General features: G+C 65.8%; 24 protein-coding genes. 10 read left to right on the top strand and 14 right to left on the bottom strand.

Features of this window, described 5'->3' with window-relative positions; all coding sequences use genetic code 11:
- Positions 1-75 precede the first annotated feature (75 nt).
- From AB6M95_RS09260 to AB6M95_RS09240, 5 genes are all read right to left on the bottom strand, one after another.
- Positions 76-624 (bottom strand): hypothetical protein, encoded by a 549-nt coding sequence (locus AB6M95_RS09260; protein ID WP_371386451.1) that lies wholly within the window; start codon positions 622-624, stop codon positions 76-78.
- An 18-nt stretch (positions 625-642) separates the two neighbouring features.
- Complete coding sequence (locus AB6M95_RS09255) at positions 643-849, bottom strand: DNA-binding protein (RefSeq protein WP_071547142.1); 207 nt, start codon at positions 847-849, stop codon at positions 643-645.
- A 106-nt stretch (positions 850-955) separates the two neighbouring features.
- Positions 956-1,759 (bottom strand): metal ABC transporter permease, encoded by an 804-nt coding sequence (locus AB6M95_RS09250; RefSeq protein ID WP_371386450.1) that lies wholly within the window; start codon positions 1,757-1,759, stop codon positions 956-958.
- Positions 1,756-2,580 carry a metal ABC transporter ATP-binding protein gene (locus tag AB6M95_RS09245; protein ID WP_371386449.1) on the bottom strand — a complete coding sequence of 275 codons (825 nt, stop codon included), beginning with the start codon at positions 2,578-2,580 and terminating at the stop codon, positions 1,756-1,758. Before AB6M95_RS09245 ends, AB6M95_RS09250 begins: the two co-directional genes overlap by 4 nt.
- 71 nt (positions 2,581-2,651) lie before the next feature.
- On the bottom strand, positions 2,652-3,677 hold the full coding sequence (locus AB6M95_RS09240) for a rhomboid family intramembrane serine protease (protein ID WP_371386448.1): 1,026 nt from the start codon (positions 3,675-3,677) through the stop codon (positions 2,652-2,654).
- A gap of 115 nt (positions 3,678-3,792) precedes the next feature.
- On the opposite strand from AB6M95_RS09240, the gene AB6M95_RS09235 reads away from it, so the two are divergent.
- On the top strand, positions 3,793-4,893 hold the full coding sequence (locus tag AB6M95_RS09235) for a glycoside hydrolase family 3 protein (protein WP_371386447.1): 1,101 nt from the start codon (positions 3,793-3,795) through the stop codon (positions 4,891-4,893).
- 109 nt (positions 4,894-5,002) lie between these two features.
- On the opposite strand, the gene AB6M95_RS09230 is transcribed toward AB6M95_RS09235, so the two are convergent.
- From AB6M95_RS09230 to AB6M95_RS09215, 4 genes are all read right to left on the bottom strand, one after another.
- Entirely contained in the window at positions 5,003-5,473 is a 471-nt protein-coding gene (locus AB6M95_RS09230; RefSeq protein ID WP_371386446.1) for an META domain-containing protein, read from the bottom strand.
- A 128-nt stretch (positions 5,474-5,601) separates the two neighbouring features.
- Positions 5,602-6,948: a TrpB-like pyridoxal phosphate-dependent enzyme gene (locus AB6M95_RS09225; RefSeq protein WP_371386445.1), complete on the bottom strand. Its 1,347-nt coding sequence runs from the start codon at positions 6,946-6,948 to the stop codon at positions 5,602-5,604.
- A 302-nt stretch (positions 6,949-7,250) separates the two neighbouring features.
- Complete coding sequence (locus tag AB6M95_RS09220) at positions 7,251-7,727, bottom strand: GNAT family N-acetyltransferase (protein WP_371386444.1); 477 nt, start codon at positions 7,725-7,727, stop codon at positions 7,251-7,253.
- 4 nt (positions 7,728-7,731) lie between these two features.
- Entirely contained in the window at positions 7,732-8,463 is a 732-nt protein-coding gene (locus AB6M95_RS09215; protein WP_371386443.1) for an SIR2 family NAD-dependent protein deacylase, read from the bottom strand.
- Between the two features lie 160 nt (positions 8,464-8,623).
- On the opposite strand from AB6M95_RS09215, the gene icd reads away from it, so the two are divergent.
- From icd to AB6M95_RS09190, 5 genes are all read left to right on the top strand, one after another.
- Positions 8,624-9,766, top strand: a complete 1,143-nt coding sequence (icd, locus tag AB6M95_RS09210; RefSeq protein WP_371386442.1) for an NADP-dependent isocitrate dehydrogenase — start codon at positions 8,624-8,626, stop codon at positions 9,764-9,766.
- Positions 9,767-10,033: 267 nt separating this feature from the next.
- Entirely contained in the window at positions 10,034-11,626 is a 1,593-nt protein-coding gene (locus AB6M95_RS09205; RefSeq protein ID WP_371386441.1) for an acetolactate synthase large subunit, read from the top strand.
- A 132-nt stretch (positions 11,627-11,758) separates the two neighbouring features.
- Entirely contained in the window at positions 11,759-12,847 is a 1,089-nt protein-coding gene (locus AB6M95_RS09200; protein ID WP_371386440.1) for a class I SAM-dependent methyltransferase, read from the top strand.
- Positions 12,848-12,937: 90 nt separating this feature from the next.
- Positions 12,938-13,492 (top strand): HyaD/HybD family hydrogenase maturation endopeptidase, encoded by a 555-nt coding sequence (locus tag AB6M95_RS09195; protein WP_371386439.1) that lies wholly within the window; start codon positions 12,938-12,940, stop codon positions 13,490-13,492.
- Positions 13,461-13,718: a HypC/HybG/HupF family hydrogenase formation chaperone gene (locus tag AB6M95_RS09190; RefSeq protein ID WP_371386438.1), complete on the top strand. Its 258-nt coding sequence runs from the start codon at positions 13,461-13,463 to the stop codon at positions 13,716-13,718. Before AB6M95_RS09195 ends, AB6M95_RS09190 begins: the two co-directional genes overlap by 32 nt.
- A gap of 76 nt (positions 13,719-13,794) precedes the next feature.
- On the opposite strand, the gene AB6M95_RS09185 is transcribed toward AB6M95_RS09190, so the two are convergent.
- The 4 genes from AB6M95_RS09185 to AB6M95_RS09170 form a co-directional block, all read right to left on the bottom strand.
- Complete coding sequence (locus AB6M95_RS09185) at positions 13,795-14,124, bottom strand: DMT family transporter (RefSeq protein WP_371386437.1); 330 nt, start codon at positions 14,122-14,124, stop codon at positions 13,795-13,797.
- Positions 14,125-14,146: 22 nt separating this feature from the next.
- Positions 14,147-14,560 (bottom strand): hypothetical protein, encoded by a 414-nt coding sequence (locus AB6M95_RS09180; RefSeq protein WP_371386436.1) that lies wholly within the window; start codon positions 14,558-14,560, stop codon positions 14,147-14,149.
- Positions 14,561-14,865: 305 nt separating this feature from the next.
- Positions 14,866-16,584: a nickel-dependent hydrogenase large subunit gene (locus tag AB6M95_RS09175; RefSeq protein WP_371386435.1), complete on the bottom strand. Its 1,719-nt coding sequence runs from the start codon at positions 16,582-16,584 to the stop codon at positions 14,866-14,868.
- Between the two features lie 67 nt (positions 16,585-16,651).
- Positions 16,652-17,638, bottom strand: coding sequence for a hydrogenase small subunit (locus tag AB6M95_RS09170; protein WP_371386434.1), 987 nt, complete (start codon positions 17,636-17,638; stop codon positions 16,652-16,654).
- Positions 17,639-18,120: 482 nt separating this feature from the next.
- Between AB6M95_RS09170 and AB6M95_RS09165 the strand changes: the two genes are divergently transcribed.
- The 4 genes from AB6M95_RS09165 (at position 18,121) to AB6M95_RS09150 (ending at position 21,650) form a co-directional block, all read left to right on the top strand.
- Positions 18,121-18,420 carry an MTH1187 family thiamine-binding protein gene (locus AB6M95_RS09165; protein WP_371386433.1) on the top strand — a complete coding sequence of 100 codons (300 nt, stop codon included), beginning with the start codon at positions 18,121-18,123 and terminating at the stop codon, positions 18,418-18,420.
- A gap of 13 nt (positions 18,421-18,433) precedes the next feature.
- Positions 18,434-20,398: a diguanylate cyclase gene (locus tag AB6M95_RS09160; protein WP_371386432.1), complete on the top strand. Its 1,965-nt coding sequence runs from the start codon at positions 18,434-18,436 to the stop codon at positions 20,396-20,398.
- Between the two features lie 62 nt (positions 20,399-20,460).
- Positions 20,461-21,108, top strand: coding sequence for a Crp/Fnr family transcriptional regulator (locus tag AB6M95_RS09155; protein ID WP_371386461.1), 648 nt, complete (start codon positions 20,461-20,463; stop codon positions 21,106-21,108).
- Positions 21,109-21,113: 5 nt separating this feature from the next.
- Positions 21,114-21,650, top strand: a complete 537-nt coding sequence (locus AB6M95_RS09150) for a GNAT family N-acetyltransferase (RefSeq protein ID WP_371386431.1) — start codon at positions 21,114-21,116, stop codon at positions 21,648-21,650.
- Here AB6M95_RS09150 and AB6M95_RS09145 read toward each other — a convergent pair.
- Complete coding sequence (locus AB6M95_RS09145) at positions 21,647-22,393, bottom strand: UPF0280 family protein (RefSeq protein WP_371386430.1); 747 nt, start codon at positions 22,391-22,393, stop codon at positions 21,647-21,649. The genes AB6M95_RS09150 and AB6M95_RS09145 overlap by 4 nt on opposite strands.
- Positions 22,394-22,411 lie beyond the last annotated feature (18 nt).

The following is a 22,411-nucleotide window of genomic DNA, read 5'->3' as shown; positions in this document are numbered from 1 at the left end:
CCCTTTCTCGGACGAGCCCCGCAAAAAAAGCCCTCGCAAAGACTGCGGGGGCTTTTTCTGTTGCTCTCAATCGGGCTATTGGGCCGGAGGCGCACTCGGAGCGCCCTGCCCGCCCTGCGGTTGTCCCTGGGCGGGCTGCCCGTCCGGGGGGGCGACCTCCAGGGCCTTCTTGAGGTCCTCCTCGAGCAGGTCGGGGATGGGACGGTCCCAGAACTTCTGTTCCTTGACGTCCTCCTCGGTCTTTTCGGAGCAGCAGACGAGAGGCTCGGTGCGGGTGCATTCCGAGGAGGAGTATTCGACCACGGCGCACTTGGTGCTCTTGTTGAATTCGTAGGGGATGGTCCGGGTGAGCTTGAGGAATTCCCTGCCCTGGACGCGGATCTTGCTGTCCGAGATGCCGACCACGAAGCGGGCTTCCTGCTTGGCGTAGAACACGGAGAACAGATAGATGTTGTCCTTGACCTTGGCCACGTAGTTGATCTCCTGGGGGTCCTTGCACAGGATGCGCCCCAGGATCTGCTTGCCGAGGCAGATGTCCATGTCCATGTAGTCCGAGGCGTCGGCCGGGGCCACTGCCAGGGTCATGGCCAGGGCCAGGCTCAGGGCGATGAGGATGCGTCGCATTGTCCTTCCTTGGTTGCCTTATCCCAGGTCGAGGAAGAGCTGAAACCCTTCGGGGTCGCGGGTTTCACACCGCTCCTTGCAGCCGCAGCAGCGGTAGTGGCCCTTTTTCAGGTACCACTGGGCCTTCCACGAACAGTCGCAGTTGAAGTACTCGTACACCGAGGCGTCCACCGCGCCCCGGTACCGGGTGTATCCTTCCTGTTTGAGCTTGTCTTTGTATTCCATGGTCATGCGCCGGGCCGGTTGTCGGGCCTTGGGCCAGGAAAAGATGTACACCCGCTACGGACAATTTGCAAAAGCCATTCCATGGGAAAAACCAACCCCTTACGAACTATGCGGTTTTCTGCGGGATGAGCAGGGAGATGAAGAAGCCGACGGCGGCCACGGCGATGATGGACGCGCCCGAGGTGATGTCGAGCGCGTAGGAGAACATCAGCCCGGTGACCGTGAATATGCCGGACAGGACCGTGGACACGACCATCATGACCTTGAGCGAGCTGGTCCGCCGCTCCGCGATGAAGGGCGGGATGGTCAGCAGGGCGATGACCAGGATGAGGCCGACCACGCGGATGATCATGACCACGCTCAGGCCGACCATGACGATGAGCAGGATATACAGGAAATTGACGGGCACGCCGCGCGAGCGGGCAAACTCCTCGTCGAAGCTCATGACCATGAAGCCCCGGTAGAAGACCAGGACCAGGACAATGACGATGGCGGCCAGGACGGCCATGAGCCACAGGTCGGAGCGCGGCACGGCCAGGATGGAGCCGAACAGGTAGCTCATCAGGTCCACGTTGTAGCCGGGGGTGAAGTCGAGCAGGATGATGCCCAGCGCCATGCCCGAGGCCCAGATGACGCCGATGACCGTGTCCACGCGCTCGCGGGCGCGCAGGGTGACCATGGCCATGATCAGGGCCATGCACACGGTGAAGGCCGAGGTCACGGGCAGGACCGGCAGGCCGAGGATGAAGGCCAGGCCCACGCCGCCGTAGGAAGCATGGGCGATGCCGCCGGAGATGAAGACGATGCGGTTGACCACCACCAGGGAGCCGATGATCCCGCAGATGAGGCTGGCCAGCAGCCCGGCGGCCAGGGCGTTCTGCATGAAGTCGAAGCTTAAGACATCCATCATGACTCACCGTCCTTGTCCGAGGCGGTGACCGTGTCGGCCCGCTCATGGGGGGCGAGCACGCGGTGCGGCACGTGGCCGTGGGTGACCAGCTCCACCGGGCAGCACTGGTCGCCGGACCCGCCGTAGGTCATGGTGAACATGTCGTCGGTGATCTCCGGAGCCTTGTGGAAATGCAGCGTCCGGTTGACGCAGGCCACGGACTTGACACCCGAGGCCAGGGAGGAAATGTCGTGGCTGACCATGATCACGGTCATGTCCTTGTTCAATTCGCTGAGCAGGGAGAACAGGGCGATGCGGCTGGCCGAGTCCACGCTGGCCGTGGGCTCATCGAGCAGGAGCAGTTCCGGGTTGTCCACCAGGGCGCGGGCGATGAACACCCGCTGCTTCTGGCCGCCGGACAGCCGGGCCAGGCCACGCGCCTGATAGTCGAGCATGTCCACCTTCTTCAGGGCCTGGCGCGCCTTTTCATGGTCGATTTTGGAATGGCGGCCGGACATACCCTTGAAGCCGGGCTTGACCGTGCCCATGCAGACCGCCTCGAGCACGGTGATGGGGAAGGAGCTCCCGACCACGGTGTGCTGGGGCAGGTAGCCGATGCGCCCCCCGGCGTCGCCCGGGCGCAGGCCGAGCACGCGGATGGAGCCGCTGTCGGGCCGGACCAGCCCGAGCATGAGCTTGAGCAGGGTGGACTTGCCTCCGCCGTTGGGGCCGAGTACGGCCAGGTAGTCGCCCCGCTCGATGCGCAGATCGACGTTCTCCAGCACCGGCAGGCCGCCCGGCGAATAGTTCAGACCCTGTATGTCGACGACGGGCTCAGCCACGTGAAACTCCTGATGAAACGCTTTGGAGGGACATCCTTACCGATCAAGGCAGCCTAGCACAAGCCCGGAAATCATGCCAGCCAGGCCCAGACCCAGGCGGCCGCAGGCAGCAGAAGGGCCGCCACGTAGAGCCTGAAGTCCGCCGCCTTGCCCGGCAGGCCGCGCCGGGTGGCCGCCCATCCGGTGAGCGCCCCCAGCCCCAGGCCCGAGGCGAAGCCGAACAGGTGCGCCCCCAGGTCGGTGTTGCCTTCCCCGTCGCCCGCGCCGAGCATGGCCAGCAGGCCGAGCCCCGCGCCGAACGGGATGAGCGCCGTGCGGGTGAAGCGCAGGAACCGTTTGGGCCACGAGCCGCTGCCCAGCCCGTGCAGCCCGCCGCCCACGCCGAACGGGGTGATCCCGGCCAGCACCCCGGCCGCCCCGAAGGTGGCCGTGGAAAAGCCGATGGCGTCGTGATGGACGCCCAGAACCAGGGAGTTGAACAGGTTGCCGAGCACCCCGGAGACCATGGTCAGCATCCAGGCCGCGCCCGACCCGAGCCGCCGCGCGGCCAGCCAGATGAACACCCCGCCGATGACCGCGTTCCCGGCCACGTGCGGCCCGTCGGCGTGCAGGGTCAGGGCCGTGCACAGCCGCCACCACTGGCCCGACAGGATGGCCCCGGCGTCGGCGCTGCCGAGTCTCACCCACAGGTCCGGGTACAGCCCCAGGCTCGGGTAGGTCCGGGAGTAGGCCCAGTAGGAAAGCACCAGCAGGGCCAGGCCGAACAGGGTCGGCTCCAGCCCGCCCACGGGGCGCAGGTCGGGCAGGTCCGTCCCGGCCGGCTCCGGGCGGTTTTCTTCGAAATAGAGCTCGATCTCCCGAGCGGCGCGGTCCGCGAACCACTCCTGGACCATGACCGCGAACCCGCCGCCCCGCTCTGCCGGGAGGCGCCGCAACCGGTGCGGCACACGGCGCGAGGTCAGGACCAGCGCCCACAGCTGGGCCTCCCGGTTGGACAGGGGGGCGGCCTCCTCCCCGCGCACCAGCGGGACGAGATCGACCCAGGCGTGGCGCAGGACGCGGCGGAAGAATCCGGGATGTGCGGTGCGAACGTGCATGCCGCAATGTATAGGAAATCCGGTCCGGCGCAAACCGGTTTCGTCCTTGCGCCGAGCGCCCGCCCACCCTATGCTGGCGGGGTCCCGCAACCCTTCAAGCCCAACGAGTCCCGCCATGCGCATCCGTCTCGCCGCCCTGCTCCTGCTGGCCCTCTGCCTGCTCCCCTGCCCGACGCCCGCCCGCGCCGCCGACCTGGATGCCATGATCGGCCAGATGATCCTTGCCGGATTCCGGGGCTTTTCCGTGAACAGGGACTCGACCATCGTCCGCGATATCCGCGAGCGCCACCTGGGCGGGATCATCCTCTTCGACTACGACATGTTCTGGGGCAACGGACGCCGTAATATCAAGACCAAGACCCAAGTCGAAAAGCTCATCGCCGACCTCCAGGCCAACGCGGCCATCCCCCTGTTCATGGCCGTGGACCAGGAGGGCGGCAAGGTCCAGCGGCTCAAGAAGGAATACGGCTTCCACGAGACCCCGTCCGCGGCCGACCTGTGCGCGGGCGGCGAATTCAAGGTGCGCACGGCCGGGTTCATGGTCGGCTCCACCCTCTCGTCCGTGGGCTTCAACCTCGACTTCGCCCCGGTGGTGGACGTGAACGTCGACCCGGACAGCCCGGCCATCGGCAGGCTGGACCGCAGTTTCTCCGGCGACCCCGAGCAGGTGGCCCGATGCGCCTCCATCTTCATGGGCGAGCTGCACCGGGCGGGCGTGCTCTCCTGCCTCAAACACTTCCCGGGCCACGGCTCGGCCGGGACCGACTCCCACAAGGGGCTGACCGACGTGACCGGCACCTGGTCCGAGGCCGAGTTGATCCCCTACCGGGAGCTGATCCAAGGCGGCAAGGTGGACATGATCATGACCGCCCACATCTTCAACGCCCACCTCGACCCCAAGTACCCGGCCACCCTGTCGAAAAAGGTCATCACTGATCTGCTGCGCGGCCAGCTCGGCTTCAAGGGCGTGGTCGTCACCGACGACATGAACATGGGGGCCATCGCCGACGAGTACGGACGCAGGGAGGCCATCCGCCAGGCCATCGAGGCGGGCGCGGACATCCTGCTGTTCGGCAACAACCTCGCCTATGACGAGCACATCGTCGAGAAGGTCCACGCGACCGTCCGCTCCCTGGTGGACGACGGGACCATCCCCGAGGCGCGCATCGAGCAGTCCTATGAGCGGATCATGCGGCTGAAGGCGTCGCTCAAATAAAAGAAATAGGAGGTTGCGGGCAGCCGCTCGGCCGACCGATCAAACAGAAACCGCCGGCCGCCCTTCTCGGGCGACCGGCGGTTTTTTTGCGTCTTGAGACGGGCCGGGATTACCAGAACAGGCCGCCGGATTCGCCGGAAGTGAACTTGAGTTCGCTCTGGTTCTCGGTCAGCAGGACGAGTTCGTCCGGCCCGGTCTGGGTATCCAGACGGCGGACCGAGGCCAGGTAGGTCAGGTAGGTGTACTCCCGCTCGTCCGGAATCGGGCCGCAGGACTTGTGCGTGGCGGCCAGCGGGCCGAACTCGAGGTAATTGTCGGTCAGGGTGTAGGTGCCCGTAAAGGCGTTGCACCCGCCGAATCCCTCCACCGTGCCGTCGGCGTTGAACTTGAGGGTCATCGCCGGATCGTCGTCGAAGTCCCGGGACACGATCGTGCGCAGGGTCCAGGTCTTGCCGACCAGGGACTGGCGGATGGCGTTGTCGTTCGGGGCCGGGGCTTCGTGGGTCCCGCATGCGCCAAGCCCCGCCAGGAGGGCCAAAAGCAGTGCGGCGCAACACATTCTCTTCCATAAGGTCGGCATGATTCGTCTCCTTGATCAATGAATACGGCACCATGATTAACAGGGGCGCGGCCCTGTTGCAAGGAAACACGAAAACCCCCGGCGCGGAGTTCCGGGCCGGGGGCGGGATGGTGCGGGATCGCGGACCGCTATTTGACGACCGGGCAGGCCTTGAGGGCCTCCTCGATGTCGCGCTGGGGCAGCTCGAAGTTGGTCAGAAGCCCCTGGTTGAAGGCGTCGTACGAGGCCAGGTCGAGCATGCCGTGGCCCGAGTAGAGGAAGACGATGACGTCGTCCGGTCCGGCGGTCCTGGCCGCCTCGATGGCCCCCTTGATGGCGTGGGAGGTCTCGGGCGCGGGCAGGAAGCCCTCGGTCTGCATGAACAGCTTGGCCGCCTCGAAGCACTCGGTCTGGAAGTAGGCCACCGGCTCGCACAGCCCCTCGTTGACGATGTTGCAGACGATGGGCGCGTCGCCGTGGTAGCGCAGGCCGCCCGCGTGGATGGGCGCGGGCATGAAGTCGTGGCCCAAGGTGTGCATCTTGACCAGCGGGGTCAGCCGGGCCATGTCGCCGAAGTCGTAGCGGTACTCGCCGCGCGTCAGGGTCGGGCACGCCTTGGGCTCCACCGCGATGAACCGGACCGGGTCGCCTTCGAGCTTCTGCGGCAGAAACGGCAGGACCAGGCCGCCGAAGTTGGAGCCGCCGCCCACGCAGCCCACCAGGTGGGTGGCCTTTTCGCCGATCATGGCGAGCTGCTTCTGGACCTCCAGGCCGGTGATGGTCTGGTGGATGATGACGTGGTTGAGCACCGAGCCGAGCGCGTACTTGGTGTCGTCATGGGTGGCCGCGTCCTCCACGGCCTCGGAGATGGCCAGGCCGAGCGACCCCTTGCAGTCCGGGTCCTTGGCCAGCATCTCCCGGCCCGTGCGGGTCTGCTCCGAGGGCGAGGCGTGGATGGTCCCGCCGTAGGTGTTGATGATCATCTTGCGGTACGGCTTCTGCTCGTAGGAGACCTTGACCATGTAGACCACGCACTCCATGCCGTACTGGGCGCAGGCGAACGACAGGGCCGTTCCCCACTGACCCGCTCCGGTCTCGGTGGCCAGCCGCGTCACGCCCTCCATCTTGTTGTAGTACGCCTGGGGCACCGAGGTGTTGGGCTTGTGCGACCCCGCCGGGGACACGGACTCGTCCTTGTAGAAAATCTTGCACTTGGCCCCGATGGCCTTTTCCAGCCTGTCGGCGCGCACCAGCGGCGAGGGCCGCCAGATCTTGTAGACGTCCAGGACCTCCTGCGGGATGTCGATGAAACGGTCCGTGCTCATCTCCTGGGCGATGAGCGAATCCGGGAAGATAGGGGAGAGCATGTCCGGGGTGAGCGGCTCCATGGTTTCCGGGTTGAGCGGCGGAGCCATGGGCGTGGGCAGGTCCGGCATGGGGTTGTACCACCGGGTGGGCATCTGGTCCTGGGGCAAAAAGATCTTCTTCACAGACATGGTGTTCCTCCGAACGGTTGCGCGTTCCGGGCCGAAACGGGCGAAAGCTTCCCGGCTCCCCGATTCGGTGCGCGTTGACGAAAAAAACCGCTGGCAACGAACCAGCGGCTTTCCGATGTCCAAACGCGCGCGCAAGCACGCCGCCGCCGGGACCGGCAGCGGATCGCTTCAGCGCGCGTCTAGGAATCGGGCCGCTTGACGTTACGCCACCCGCGTCCACAAAAGTAGTTGTATGATATGGGTGTTTGCATAGAAAAACCCCCTACGCTCTTTCCGCCTTTGGCGTCAAGCGGGGCCGGGTTTCACAGGGGCTGAAGGGGAAGCGTCATGGGCACGAACCGGATGCCGTCACGCTCCCGCTCGCCGCCGTCGGCGGCGAATCCCATCCCGGCGTACGTCTTGACCGAACCGGGCGAGGCATTGACCGTCAACGCCGCCGGGCCCGAGTCGTCTCGCCCGCACCGTTCGACGGCCCGATGCATGAGTTCCTTCCCCACGCCGCGCCCCTGGCAGTCTGGGGAGACGAAGAACAGCGCCACATGGTTGCCGCCCACCACCTCGAGGACGCCCACGAGGATGCCGTCCCGCACTGCGGCCAGGGCGACCCCTTCGCCCTCCCGGCGGGAAAAGGCGAACCTGTCGAGGTAGTCGTTGAACGAGGCGCGCCCCTGTTCGGAGAAACCGGGAGCGACCATGGCGTCGAACACGGACCGGACCAGGGCCAGGGCCTCGGCCTCCCGCTCGGGAGCCAGCGGTTCAAAGAAGATCCGGTCCGGCATGCCGTCACTCCGCCAGCCCGGCGGCCAGCTCGGGCAGGATCTCCCCGGCCGGGCCGTGCAGGGCGAAGTCCATGAACCCGGTGTTCGGGGTCGGCTCGGGGTTGATCTCCACGGTCACGGCCCCGTGGTCCTTGGCCAGCTGGTAGAAGGACGCGGCGGGCTGGACCAGGCCCGAGGTGCCCACGGCCAGGAACACGTCCGCCTTGCCGATCGCCTCGATGGCCAGCCGGAGCACGCCGGGCGTGAGCGGCTCGCCGAACCAGACCACGCCGGGGCGCAGCAGGTGGCCGCAGACCGGGCAGTCCGGCAGCGGCGGCAGCTCGGAGAAGTCCTCGCGGGCGTGGGTGCAGACCGTGCAGCGCACCTGCCACAGGGAGCCGTGCATCTCGACGATCTTGCGGCTGCCCGCCCGGGTATGCAGGCCGTCCACGTTCTGGGTGATCAGAAGAAAATTCGGTATCTGGCGCTCCATGGCCGCCAGGGCCAGGTGCGCCGGGTTGGGAGAGCAGTCCCCCACCAGCCTGCGCCGCCAGTTGTAGAACTCCCAGACCAGCTCCGGGTGGGCGGCGAAGGCGTCGGGCCGGGCCAGGTCCTCGGCCCGGTGGTGCTTCCACAGCCCGTCGCGGCCCCGGAAGGTGGGCACACCGCTCTCGGCGGACACCCCCGCCCCGGTCAGGACGACCACCCGGCCGCCCCCGCTCAACAACGCCTTGACCATCTCGATTTCAGCCTGCACCGTGTCTCCAATCATCCGTCTTGCTGTCATGTCCCCGGCCGGAACCCGCTCCCGGCCGGGTTTTTCCGGGGCCGGGCCGCTTGCAATCCGGCCGAATAAGCGTCATAGTCCGCTTCTTCATTTCACAACAGTCCCGACCACATTGCCCCAGGAGGACCCATTGGCTACCAGAACTGTCTATTACATTGAAGGTGACGGCATCGGCCCCGAAGTCTGGGCCGCCGCGCGCCCCGTCCTGAACAAGGCCGTGGAGATGGCCTACGGCGGGGCCAACAAGCTCGACTGGCAGGAGCTGCTGGCGGGCGAGAAGGCCTTCGCCGAGACCGGCGAGCATCTGCCCAAGGCGACCATGGACGCCTTGGCCCAGGCCGACCTGGCTATGAAGGGCCCGCTGAACACGCCGGTGGGCAAGGGCTTCCGCAGCCTGAACGTCACCCTGCGGCAGGTCTTCGACCTCTACGCCTGCATTCGTCCCATCAAGTATTTCAAGGGTATCGAGTCCCCGGTCAAGCGTCCCGACCTGGTCGACATGGTCGTGTTCCGCGAAAACACCGAGGACGTCTACGCCGGTATTGAATACCAGTCCGGCTCCCCGGAAGCCAGGAAATTGATCGAATTTCTCGTGGACGAGCTCGGCGCGAACATCGACGTCACCGCCGGCGTGGGCATCAAGCCCATCACCCCGGCGGGCTCCAAGCGTCTGGTCAGAAAGGCCCTCGACTTCGCCATCGCCGACGGCAGGCCGTCCGTAACCCTGGTCCACAAGGGCAACATCATGAAGACCACCGAGGGCGGCTTCCGCGCCTGGGGCTACGAAGTGGCCGAGCAGGAGTACAAGGGCAGGGTCGTGCGCGAGGGCGAGGACGGCGAGGGCGTGATCATCAAGGACCGCATCGCCGACGCCATGTTCCAGAACGTGCTCATGTACCCCGAGCAGTACTCGGTGCTCGCCACCACCAACCTGAACGGCGACTACATCTCCGACGCCCTGGCCGCACAGGTGGGCGGGCTCGGCCTGGCCCCCGGCGTGAACATGGGCGAGAAGCTGGCCTTCTTCGAGGCCACCCACGGCACCGCCCCGACCATCGCGGGCAAGGACCTGGCCAACCCCGGCTCCCTGATCCTGTCCGGGGCCATGCTGCTGGAGCACATCGGCTGGACCGAAGCCGCCGCGCTGATCCACGCCTCGGTGGAGAAGACCCTGGCCGCCAAGAAGGTCACCGTGGACCTGGCCGCCCAGATCAACGGCGCCACCCAGGTGGGCTGCAAGGAATTCGGCGAGCTCCTGCTGGCCAACCTGTAACCCCCGCCTATCCGAACATTCCCGGCGGGCCGCGACCATGCGTCGCGGCCCGCCGTTCTTTTTTCAGGCGATGATTTCCCGCGCACCCGCTTGACCCGCATCCCCCTCTTGGCTACCCTCGTTCATGGCGGAAACTGTTTTTTCCCGCCGGGCCCCGTGCCCGCCAATGATCGCCCGTCCCGCCACGAGACGCCGACCCTTCGGATTCCCGCCCCGGTCCCGCCCGGAACCGCATACTCCACAACACCTGCAAAAAGGAGTCGAATCATGCCTCAACATACCCCTGAAATCAGCGAAACCGGCCAGTGCACCGACTGCAACGGCGCGGACAGCCTGCTCGCCACCCTGGTCAACAGCGGCGTGGAAGTCTGCTTCGCCAACCCCGGCACCTCGGAGATGCACTTCGTCTCCGCCCTGGACCGCATCCCCGGCATGCGCGGAGTGCTCTGCCTGTTCGAGGGCGTGGCCACGGGCGCGGCCGACGGCTACGCCCGCATGACCGGCAAACCAGCCTGCACCCTGCTGCACCTCGGCCCCGGCTTCGCCAACGGCATGGCCAACCTGCACAACGCCCGCAAGGGCCAGTCCCCGGTGGTCAACATCGTCGGCGACCACGCCACCTACCACGTGCGCTTCGACGCGCCCCTGACCTCCAACGTGGAGGGCTTCGCCGAGGCCATTTCCCACTGGGTCCGCCGCCCGCGCAGCTCCCGCAACGTGGCCCTGGACGCCGCCGAGGCGGTCCGCGCCGCGCGCGTCGCCCCCGGCCAGGTGGCCACCCTGATCCTGCCTGCGGACACGGCCTGGCTCCCGGCCGAACGCCCCGCGCCCGCCCTGCCGGCTCCGGGGCCCGCCCCGGTGTTTCCGGACGCCGTCGAGGCCGCGGCCAGGGCCCTGGCCAACGGCAAGAAGACCGCCATCCTCATGCGTGGGTCCGTGCTCTACGGCGAGGGCCTCCACGCCGCCGGGTGCGTGGCTGCCAAGACCGGGGCCACCCTGTTCTGCGACACCTTCACCCCGCGCATGCGCTCCGGCGCGGGCGCGCCCGTGGTCGAGCGGCTGCCCTACCGGGGCCGGGACGTCCTGGCCCGGCTCGACGAGTTCGAGCAGCTCCTTCTCGTGGGCGCCGAACCGCCGGTCTCCTTCTTCGCCTATCCCGAACAGGAAAGCTGGCTGACACCGCCCCACTGCGCCATCCTGACCCTGGCCCACCCCAGCGAGGACGGCAACACCGCCCTCGCCGACCTGGCCTCCGCCGTGGACGCCTCGCCCGACTGCGCCATGTATCCCCTGGACCCGCCCGCCCTGCCCGGCGACGGTCCGCTGACCGCCGAGGCCGCCCTGCGCACCGTGGCCGCGCTCCTGCCCGAGAACGCCATCGTCACCGACGAGGGCATCACCTCGACCCTGCCCTACGCGAACCTGCTCGCCACGGCCGCGCCCCACGACTACCTGGCCCTGACCGGCGGCGCCATCGGCGGCATCCTGCCGCTGTCCACCGGGGCCGCCGTGGCCGCGCCCGGCCGCAAGGTGGTCTGCCTGGAGGGCGACGGCAGCGGCATGTACACCGTGCAGGCCCTGTGGACCCAGGCCAGGGAGAACCTGGACGTGGTCACCGTGCTCTACGCCAACCGCTCGTACGCGGTCCTCAACCAGGAACTCAAGATGGTCCGGGCCGCGGCCGGGGGCGACAAGGCCGTCTCCCTGCTCGACCTGCACAACCCGTCGCTGGACTGGGTGCGCATCGCCGAGGGCATGGGCGTCCAGGCCGTGCGCGCCGAGACCACCCAGGCCTTTGCCGACGCCCTGCGCGCCGCCCTGAGCGCCAAGGGCCCCCGGCTCATCGAGGCCATTATCTAACCCGCAACCCGCAGCGGGCCGGGACATTGCGTCCCGGCCCGCGCCCCTGCCCTTCCGTTCTCCTGGCATGGGACATGCAATGCTTTACCGGACGTCCGTACATGATCCGCCGGACGCAAAAGGAGAGCATGTATGTACCTGAAGGAACTGCAACGGAACTGGAACACCTTTGGCCAGGAAGACCCCCTGTGGGCCGTGGCCTCATCCCCTGATAAGATAGACAACGCCTGGGATATACAGGAATTTTTTGAGACCGGCAGCAGCTACATCGCGGGGATCGCCCAGTGGATGGAGACCAACGGGCTCCCCGAGGGGCGGGCTTCCGCCCTGGACTTCGGCTGCGGAGTCGGAAGATTGACGCAGGCCTTGTGCGGCCACTTCAAGACCTGCGTGGGGGTGGACATCGCCCCATCCATGCTCGCCAAAGCCAAGGAATTCAACAAATTCGGCATGCGCTGCGTGTACCGGCTCAACGAGGCCGACGACCTCTCCCTGTTCCGCGACCGCAGCTTCGACATGGTCCACACCGCCCACGTGCTCCAGCACATCCGGCCCCACGTGGGAATCCGATACATCGCCGAGTTCATCCGCGTGCTCAAGCCCGGCGGGCTGGCCGCCTTCCACTGCCCCAGCGCCCAGGCCGTGTACACCTACCCCGAGGAGGGGTTGGCCTGCGCCGTGTCGACCGGTGAGCAGGCCATGGCTATGGAGCACGGCTCCAAGCTGACCGTGCCCGTGACCGTGACCAACACCGGCGGGCACCCCATCGGCATGGACCAGAGGACCAACACGCCCGTGCGCCTCGTCCATCACTGGTACAACCTCGACACCGACGAGATGGCGCACAACCACGGAAGGCTGAACCTGCCCCAGACCGTGCTCCAGCCGGGCGACTCCGTGGACATGAACTATCGGGCCGCCTCACCGGCCGCGCCCGGAAGCTACGTGCTGGCCATCACCGCCCTGGACTATCTCGCCAGACCCATGACCAACCCCGACACGGCCCAGTGCGCCGTTGCGGTCCAGGTCGTCCCAGCCTCGGACCGGCCCGGGAAGCAGCCCCCGCTGGCGGCCGCGCGGCCCTACAGCGAAACCCACGCCATCCCGGTGGACGCCGTGGAGCAGGTGGTGGCCCTGGCGGGCGGGCGCATGGTCGAGGTGAAGTCCAGCCAGGCCCTGCCCGGCGGCCAGGTCAGCTCCATCTACTACGCCACGCGCTGAGCCCGTTCGCGGGCCGGCGCACCCCTGTTCCGGGCACGGATTTCCGTTTTAGACCTTGCGAAAACCTTGGCTCTCTACTAAGTGAAAGCCATGCCTGAAAAAGATAAACGCATTCTCATCCTGGGCGTCGGCAACATCCTGTTCACCGACGAAGGATTCGGCGTCCGGGTGGCCGAGGAACTCGAGCAGAAATACGTATTTTCCGACAACGTCACCGTGCTCGACGGCGGCACCCTGGGCCTGAAGCTGATGGGCCCGATCATGGAGTCGGACTATCTGATCATCGTGGACATCGTCCTCAACGAAGGCGAACCGGGCGAGATCTTCCGCCTGCTGGGCGAGGACCTGAACAAGGCGTGCGCCTTCAAGAATTCCCTGCACCAGACCGACTTGCTCGATACGCTGGCCCAGTGTAGCATCATCGGCAACGTGCCGGACGACGTGGTCCTGTTCGGCATCGAACCGGTCAACTACAAGGACATGTCCGCCGCCCTGTCCCCGGAACTCGAGGCCCGGCTGCCGCAAATGGAAGCCCTGGTCCTCGAGGAAGTGGAGGCCGCCGGGGGCTCCCACACCCTTCGGACCGACAAGAACCCCGCAACGGAGAAGATCTATGTGCCTCGCGATACCAGCAGAAATTCTTGAAATCAGTGACGGCGTCGCCACCTGCAAGGTGGGCGAAGGCGACACCACGGTCCAGGCTTCCATCATGCTCATGGACGAGGAAGTGGCCATCGGCGACTACATCATCATTCACGCCGGTTTCGCCCTGCGCAAGCTTGATCCCAAGGAAGCCCAGGAGACCCTGAAAATCCTGCGCGACATGGTCGAACTCCTGGGCGGCGAGCAGTATCAACACGAGATGCTCTAGCCATCCCGACATGACGGCAAGAGGCCCGGAACGCAATGCGTTCCGGGCTTTTTTCATTGCACGACGGGCGCGGGGATCAGCGGACCACGGTCCTGGAGAAGAGGTTGATGACCGCCACCCCGGCCACGATGAGGCCCATGCCGAGCATGGCCGGGAGGTCCAGGGACTGTTTGTGGATGATCACCCCGGCCAGGGAGATGAGCACGATGCCGAGTCCCGCCCAGATGGCGTAGGCCACGCCCATGGGGATGGTCTTGAGGACCTGGGCGAAGAGGTAGAAGGACAGGCCGTATCCGAAGACCACCACCAGGCTCGGTCCGAGCCGGGTAAAGCCATTGCTCGATTTGAGGGCCGTGGTGCCGATGACTTCACAGGCAACGGCCAGTGCCAGGTAGACGTATCCCATGGTATCTCCGATGCGGGTCGTGTCAGGCCCGCTGCTTCTTTCCGGGCAGGAACGAGGAGCGCAGAAAGGTCGGACTGGCGAAAGCCAGCGGGTTGCGGACCACGAGGTCGGGCAGGATGTGGTACCAGCGGTAGCCGAGCCCGTGGAAGTAGGCGCGGGCGCGATCCAGATGCCCGGTCTCGCGGGCGGCGTGCAGGGCAGCGTCCCGCTGGCAGCGCGACCGCGCCAGGGGCCTCAGGATGCGCTCGCTGAACCCGTACTTGAGCAGCATGGCCTTGATCCGCCGGTACTCGCGATGCCGCGACACGCCGTCGGCCATGGCGAAAAAGGCGACCACCAGCCAGCAGACGCCCCACCAGCACAACACCGCGCCCCCGGACACGTCCCCGGAGGCCCACTGCGCCGCCCCGGCCCCCTTCAACACGAAGGCCGCCAACAGCGCCCCGCCTCCGGTCACATACGGCCACGGCGCGGCCTTCACATACCGCGCCCCGCGCCCGACAAGGCCCGTTCTTTCCTCTTCTCTCCGCATCTCGAATCCGTAGCCAACAACCCCCGAAAGGTCAAACCGCCCCGCCTCACCGCGCACCCTTCCCCCACCACACCCGCAACCATCCACTCCCACGCACGCACGAATCGAGGCTTTGCAGAGTGGGCTATCCGAAGCCGCCGCAGGCACTAAAAAAAGAGGCCCGGCATATGCCGGGCCTCTGTTTTTCAGCGCGTAAGCGCCTGCCTTGACTACAGGACGCGGAACTTTTTGACGTTACCGGTCTTGTTGTCGATGACGTGCACGCCGCAGGCGATGCAGGGGTCATAGGAGTGGACGGTACGCAGGATCTCGACCGGGCGTTCCGGATCGGCGATCGGGGTGTTGTCCAGCAGGGCCTCTTCGGTCGGGCCGGGCAGGTTGTTGTCACAACGGGGACCGAGGTTCCAGGTGGACGGGACCACGAGCTGGAAGTTGTCGATCTTGCCGCCCTTGATGTCGATCCAGTGGCTCAGACCGCCGCGGGGGGCGTTGACGAAACCGACGCCCTGCGCCTCGGAGGGCATATCCCAATCCTTGCAGATGTCGAGGTCGCCCTTGGCGATGTTTTCCTTCAGATCGTTGACCATGTCTTCGGTCTTCAGGCAGGTGATCAGGCACTCGATACCACGGGCGCCGGTGCGGCCCAGGGTGGAGAACAGGGCCTCGGGGCCGACTTCCAGTTTGCCGAGCACGAAGTTGACGTACTTGACGAACTCGGGGTGACCCAGGCCGTAGTTGACCAGACAGGTGGCCAGCGGGCCCACTTCGGTGGACTTGCCGTCGTAGCGGGGGGCCTTCATCCAGGAGTACTTCGCCTTGTCGTCCAGGCTGGTGTACATGGGATCGGTGACGCCGTTGTAGGGATGCTTCGGAGAGCTGTCCTTGTACCAGGAGTGCTTGACGTGCTCTTCGATCTTGGTCGGATCAAACGCTTTCACGTCGGTGATCTTGCGATCGAAGATGACGCCGGGCTTGATGTACCGGGAGTTAAGATCGGCTTCGCCGCCCTGAGCCGGGTATTCGCCGAAGCTCATGAAGTTGGTGGTGCCGCCGATGGAGGCCCAGTCCTTGTAGTAGCTGGCAACGGCGATGAGGTCCGGGATGTAGCAATCGAGGATGAAGTCCTTGATGTCCGCATACAGGGCCAGGAAGTCGTTGATGTACTTGTCGGTCAGACCTTCGTAGCAGGTCACGCCACCCATGACGGTGAACTGGGTGTGCGGGTTCTTGGCACCGAACACCGCCATGGCGCGAGCGGCCTTGACCTGCAGGTGCAGGGCGTTCAGGTAGTGGTTGGTGGCCAGCAGGTTGACCTCGGGCGGCAGGACGTAAGCCGGGTGGCCGCCGAGGAAGTAAGCGTTGGTGAAGATGCCCAGACGGCCGGAGTCGACGATGCTCTTGACGGTGTCCTTGGTCTTCTGAAGGTCTTCCTTGGTGGAGACGATCTTGGGATCGGGGCGCACGGTCTTGGCGACGGCGACGGCGATTTCAGCGGTCTTGTTGACGTCGGCGGACAGACAGCCGGTGACGTCGACGAAGTCCAGGGCATGCAGATGATAGAAATGCACGATGTGGTCATGCATGAACTGAGCGGCCATCACCAGGTTGCGGATGATGGTGGCGTTGTGGGGCAGCACCTTGTCAACGCCGACGGCGTTGTCGACGCAGCGGATGGAAGCGAGCGCGTGCACGTAGGTGCAGACGCCGCAGGAGCGCTGGGTGAAGTGCTGGGCATCGCGGGGATCACGGCCTTTCAGGATGATCTCGAGACCGCGGAACAGCTGGGAGCTGCTGCGGACGTCCACGATTTTGCCATCTTCGACCACGGCCTCAATGCGCAGGTGACCCTCGATCCTGGTGACCGGATCAACTACGACATCGTGTTTCCCATGCGCCATCGGGGCAGCTTTAGGGGAGCAACCAGACATATTGTATCCTCCTTAAGAATTCTGATTCTGTCTGCGTTAGTTGTACGAAACCCGTACCGACCACCAATTAGAGATTGGTGAGGTCGGCGTAGAAGTAGGTTTCGCCATCCCAGTCCGCGCCGTCCCAGAACTCGGGCTGCGAGCAGCCGATGCAGGGGTGGCCGGCCTGGACAGGCCAGTTGTACTGGTTGAACTTGACAGTGGGGCAGTTGTTGAAGGTCTCGGGACCACGACAACCGAGCTTACGCAGACACCAGCCCTTGCGGGCTTCTTCGGAACCGAAGGAAGGCGCGAATTCATCAGCGTCGAAATGCACCTGCCTCGGGCAGTTGTCGTGCACGGTCTCGCCATAGAAGGGAACCGGACGCCCGACGTCGTCGAGCTCGGGGATACCCTTGGTGAGATAATGCACGATGGTGCCGACCAGGGAGAACGGGTTGGGCGGGCAGCCGGGGACGTTGATGAACGCCTTGCCCGGGAACAGCTCGCCGACGCCCTTGGCCGCGGTCGGGTTCGGGGCGGCCTTCTGCACGCCGCCGTAGGAAGCGCAGGTGCCGTACGTGATGGTGGCGGCAGCCGCGTTGACGACCTTGGTGGTGGTCTCCAGCATGGTGTGGCCGCCGACCTTGCCGTACGCGCCGGGTTCGTTGGCGGTACCGGCCGGAGCGGTCGGAACGCCGCCCTCGATGACGGCCACGAAATTACCGGCGTTGACCGTATCCCACAGAGCCTTCTCTGCGGCATGACCCGCGGCGGCCATGATGGTCTCATGGTAGTCCAGCGAGATGTAGTCCAGGATGAGGGCGTCGATGTAAGGCTCGACGGTCCTCAGGATGGATTCGGAACAACCGGTACATTCAGCGTTGTGCAGCCAGACCACGTCGGGCCTGTTGTCAGCGGTGAGGGCCTCGGCGACTTTCGGGGCGAAAGCCGGACCCATGCCCATCACTGCGGCCACGGTTCCGCAGAACTTCATGAAATCACGACGAGAGACGCCGCGTTTTTCCAGCCGTTCCACGGCTCCTTCCTTGCCATGACCTACGGAAAATTTCATAGAACACCTCCGTAATAAAATGAGTCTGTTATGGGAGAACACCGTTATTCCCCCCATAACCGTCGGGCACAAGCCCGAACTCGGACCTAAACCGTCTCTTTGTCACGATTAACAAAAACGTGACACGATTAACATTCTTTTTCCGAGTTCGTGCTATAACCCCCCGGAAAAATTAATTAACAAAGTCGTATCTCGCTTTACAAACAAAATCAATAGGCAACTTTAAAAAACTTTCAAGCGAATCGGCACGCTAGGGCCTGCCGAGAACAAGTGACAAAAATCACAGAACGCCCTGCCCACGGGCGCTGGCGGTCGGCAACCCCCCCCCCTGGAGCCGAGCTCGGTCCGTCCCGCTCCCTTCCGCCCCGCGCCCGACCGGAAATATCGGAACACGCCCAAACAATAATTGATTCGATTCTTCCACTGCGCCTACTATTCGATTAAAACAGGGACGCATCATCAATCTCTAGGAGGTCCTTTCCATGGCCGTCATCATTGATCTTTCCATATTCCCCCTGGACAAGGGCGGCTCCGGCCTGAGCGCCTACGTCTCCCGCGCCCTGAACGTCATCAAGGCCTCCGGCCTGAAATACCGCCTCTGCCCCATGGGCACCAGCATCGAAGGCGAATGGGCCGAGGTCATGGGGGTGGTCGACGCCTGCTACCGCGAACTGGCGAAGGATTCGGACCGCCTGTACATGACCATCAAGGTGGACGCCCGCAAGGGGCGCAGCGACGGCATGAACCAGAAGCTCCACAGTGTGGAGAGCAAGCTGGCCTAAGGACCGACCGCCCATGGCCGCGCCGCCGGACAAACAGGCCGAGAAGGCCGCCGAGCACAAACCCCGGCCCCCCGGGGTGCCGGCCGCCAGGTCCCTGATCTTCAAGTTCCTGGTGCGCATCCTGCCGCCCCTGCTGGTGGGCAGTCTGCTGCTCATGCTCGTGGTCGCCCGCTTCACCCGGCGGGACATCATGGACAAGATCGACACCGACGTCGGCGTCTTCGCCACGGCCACCAGCCGCGTGCTGGACGGCCTGCTGTGGAACTACCAGACCGAAGAGATGGTCAGCGCCCTGGCGACCATCTCGAGCAACCCCGCCATGCTCGGGGCCGAGATATACGACCAGAACGGCAGCCTCTTCCTGTCCTACGGCCTCACTCCCGAGGACCGGGTGGAGGGGCTCAGGACCCTGTGGCGGGACATCTACCGGCGCATGCCCGACGGCACCCGCGCGGACATGGGCAGGCTGGCCATCCACTATACCCACACCTTTGCCGAGAAGCGGTTCCGCCAGCAGTTCCTGTGGCAGATGCTCCAGTTCCTGCTGATCATCGCCGTCACCCTGACCGGTGCGGTCTACGCCTTCAACCGGACCGTGAGCCGCCCGCTCAAGGCCCTGCTCGCGGCCATCCGCACCACCGGCGAGACCGGCCGCTGGACCGAAGCGGACTGGCGCAGCGACGACGAGATCGGCGAGGTCATCGACGCCCACAACGGCATGCTCCGGCACATCGCGGGCAAGGAGGCGGCCCTGGCCGAGAGCGAGAGGCGCTACCGCCAGCTCTTCGAGAACGCCCTGGTCGGCATCTTCCTGATCAGCCCCGAAGGGATCATCGTCGAGGCCAACCGGAACGCCGCCAACGTCATGGGCTACGAGTCCTCCGGGCAGATGGACAAGCTGAACATACTGCAACACTACGTCCACCGGGAGGACCGGGAACGCCTGTGGGAAAAGCTCCAAAGCGACGGCGAGGTGAACCGCTTCCGCATCGAACTGATCCGGCTGGACGGCGCGCACATCTGGGCCGAACTCTCCGGGCGGCTGAATGCCGACGGGTTTTTCAACGGCATCCTCCAGGACGTCACGGACCTGGTGAAGGCGGCGCGGGCCATGGAGGAACGCGACGAACTGCACCGGGCCTTCTTCGAGGAGAACAAGGCGGTCATGATCCTGCACGACCCCCAGGACTCAACCATCCAGTTCGTCAACCCGGCGGCCTGCCAGTACTACGGCTACACCAACGAGGAGATGGTTTCCATGACCATCAGCCAGTTGGACTGCATGTCCGACGAGGCGATGTACCGGGAGCTCAAGGAGGCGGCCGAGGAGCGGCGCAACTATTTCAAGCAGGTGCACACCCTCAAGGACGGCACCCGGAGGGACGTGGAGGTCTTCACCGGGCCGGTCTCCCTGGGGCACCGCCAGCTCCACTACTCCATCGTCCACGACGTGACCGAGAAGCGGCGTCTGGAGGCCCGCCTGCAACGCATGGCCACCCGCGACCAGCTGACCGGGGCCCACAACCGCCACGCATTTTTCCAGAGGGCCAAGAACGAACTGGCGCGGGCCAAGCGGTTCGGCCATCCCCTGGCCCTGCTCATGTTCGACCTCGACTATTTCAAGGAGGTCAACGACTCCCACGGTCACGCCACCGGGGACGAGGTCCTGCGCACCTTCGCCCTGCGCTGCCGGGCCGACTTCCGGCAGAACGACGTCTTCGCCCGCATGGGCGGGGAGGAATTCGCCGCCCTGCTGGTGGAGACCCGCGCCGGGCAGGCCGTGGAGGCGGCCGAGCGCATCCGAGCCATGGCCGCGACCCGGCCCATCCCCACCGACGCCGGGGACCTGACCGTGACCGTATCCATCGGGGTGGCGGCCCTGGCCGCCGAGGATTCCATCAACGACCTGCTCAAGCGCGCGGACGAGGCCCTCTACAAGGCCAAGGAATCGGGCCGCAATTCGGTGGTCCGGCTGTGACCGCCGCCGGCCACCGGGCATGAAGCATACACAGGAAGCAAGGGAGGAACGCAGCCGTGGCCATGATCACCCAGCAGAACGTCCAGTTGAAACAGGTTTCGCGCGGGAACTACCTGATGCGCAACGTACTCAAGCACAACATGGTCTTCAACGAGGGCAGCAAGGGCGACGCGGCGTACATCCTGACCGAGGGCAAGATCGAGATTTCCAAGACCATCGAGGACCGCAAGAAGGTCTTCGCCATCCTCAAGCCCATTTCCATCTTCGGCGAGATGGCCCTGTTCCTGGACGACGGCGTGCGCACGGCCACGGCCATCGCCCTGGAGGACTCCAAGGTCATCGTGGTCACCCGCGACGACCTGGACGAATTCATGCGCGAGTCCCCCAAGGTCATCGCCTCCATCATCACCGTCCTGGTGGGCCGCCTCAAGTCCACCACGCGCAAGGCCATGAAGGCCCCGTCCGTGGGGTTGGGCGTGGTCCGCATCCTCGACCTCTTCTCCACCTGCAACAAACTCGAACTGAAATACGACGCCACGATCAAGACCCTGGCCGAGACCTTCGTGACCACTCCGGAACGGATCGAACAGTACATCCAGGGCCTGGCCGATCAGGAACTCCTGGCCGTTGGCCGGGACGCGGCCGACACCCGAATCATCCGCATACGCGAGCGGGACATGCTCGCCGCGGTCATGCAAAGGCAGGAGTAAACGACATGAACGACTTTCTGGACACCCGGCTGAACACCGAACGCTGTCATCTGCGCCCCTGGCGGATGGAGGACATCCCCCTGATCCCGCCCGTGGCGAACACCAGGGAAATATCCTGGAACACCTCCTTCCGATTCCCGCACCCCTTTGACGAGGCGGCGGCCGAGCGGCTGGTCCACTGGTCGCGGGACGGCGCGGGCAAGGACAAGTGGCAGTTCGCGGTCTTCCTCGACGGGGAGCTGGCGGGCAGTTGCGGGACCATCCGGGGCACGGACGTGGAGTCGCACACCGCCACGGTGGGCTACTGGCTCGGCCCGGCCCACTGGGGCAAGGGGCTGGCCACCGAGGTCCTGGGGGAACTGATCCGGTACATGCGCGGCAACACGGTCATCGAACAGCTCACGGCCACCTGTTTCGGCTGGAACCCGGCCTCGCGCCGGGTGCTGGAAAAGACGGGCTTCCGCCAGGAGGGGCTGCGCCAGGGCGTGGTCCGCAAGTGGGGAAAGCTCACCGACCTGTGGATATACGGCCTGCTGCTCTAGTCCAGGGCCACCAGTTCCAGATCGCCCCAGGCGGCCACCTTGGCGTCATACTGGGCGAAGACCCCGTCCAGCCCGTGGGCCGCCAGTTCCCTGGCGCGCCTGAGCACCCGGTCCATGTCCCTTTCGGAACCCAGCAGGTTGCCCAGGGCCGTGGCCGCGGCGTCGGCCAGCCGGGCGTCCCGGGCGCGCACGGCCACCAGGTCGCCGCTGCCCAGGCTCAGGGAGTGACCGATGGTCCCGCTGGACGCGCACAGGGCCACGGGAAAGGCGTCGGCCTTGATCCGCAGCCCCACCGACGCCCCGGATTCGGGGTCGGCCAGCAGGGCCACCACCCGCTCGCGCGTGGAACACAAGTAGGTGTCCCCGCCGTTCTCCACCAGGATGTTCGGGCTGCGGGGGGCGAACGCCTCGCCCACGGCCTGGGCCACGGCTCCGGCCACGGCGGCCATGGGCCCCACTCCGCACGACGCGGCGGCGGCCGCCATGGCCCGGACGACGTCCGGCGCGGTGTCCGGCACGGCCACGGGCGTGAGACTCTCGGCGAACTCCGGGTGGAACAGGATCCAGTTCTTGATCTCGCCGCGCACCTTGGAGACGAAGGCGGCGATCTCGTCGCGCAGATCGAGCTCGGCCACCACGAGCAGGTCGGTCTGCTCCACGGCCACCTGGAACCGGACCTCGCCCTCGCGCGGACGGACCATGCGCCGGTAGCCGCGCTCTGCGGAAAGATGTTTCCCGGCCATCACCAAGCCCTCCGGGCC

Source organism: Pseudodesulfovibrio karagichevae (assembly GCF_041414475.1).
In the GTDB taxonomy this organism is placed as follows: domain Bacteria; phylum Desulfobacterota; class Desulfovibrionia; order Desulfovibrionales; family Desulfovibrionaceae; genus Pseudodesulfovibrio; species Pseudodesulfovibrio karagichevae.
Note: the sequence above shows the minus strand (reverse complement) of the source record. Positions and strands in the feature narration are given on the sequence as shown.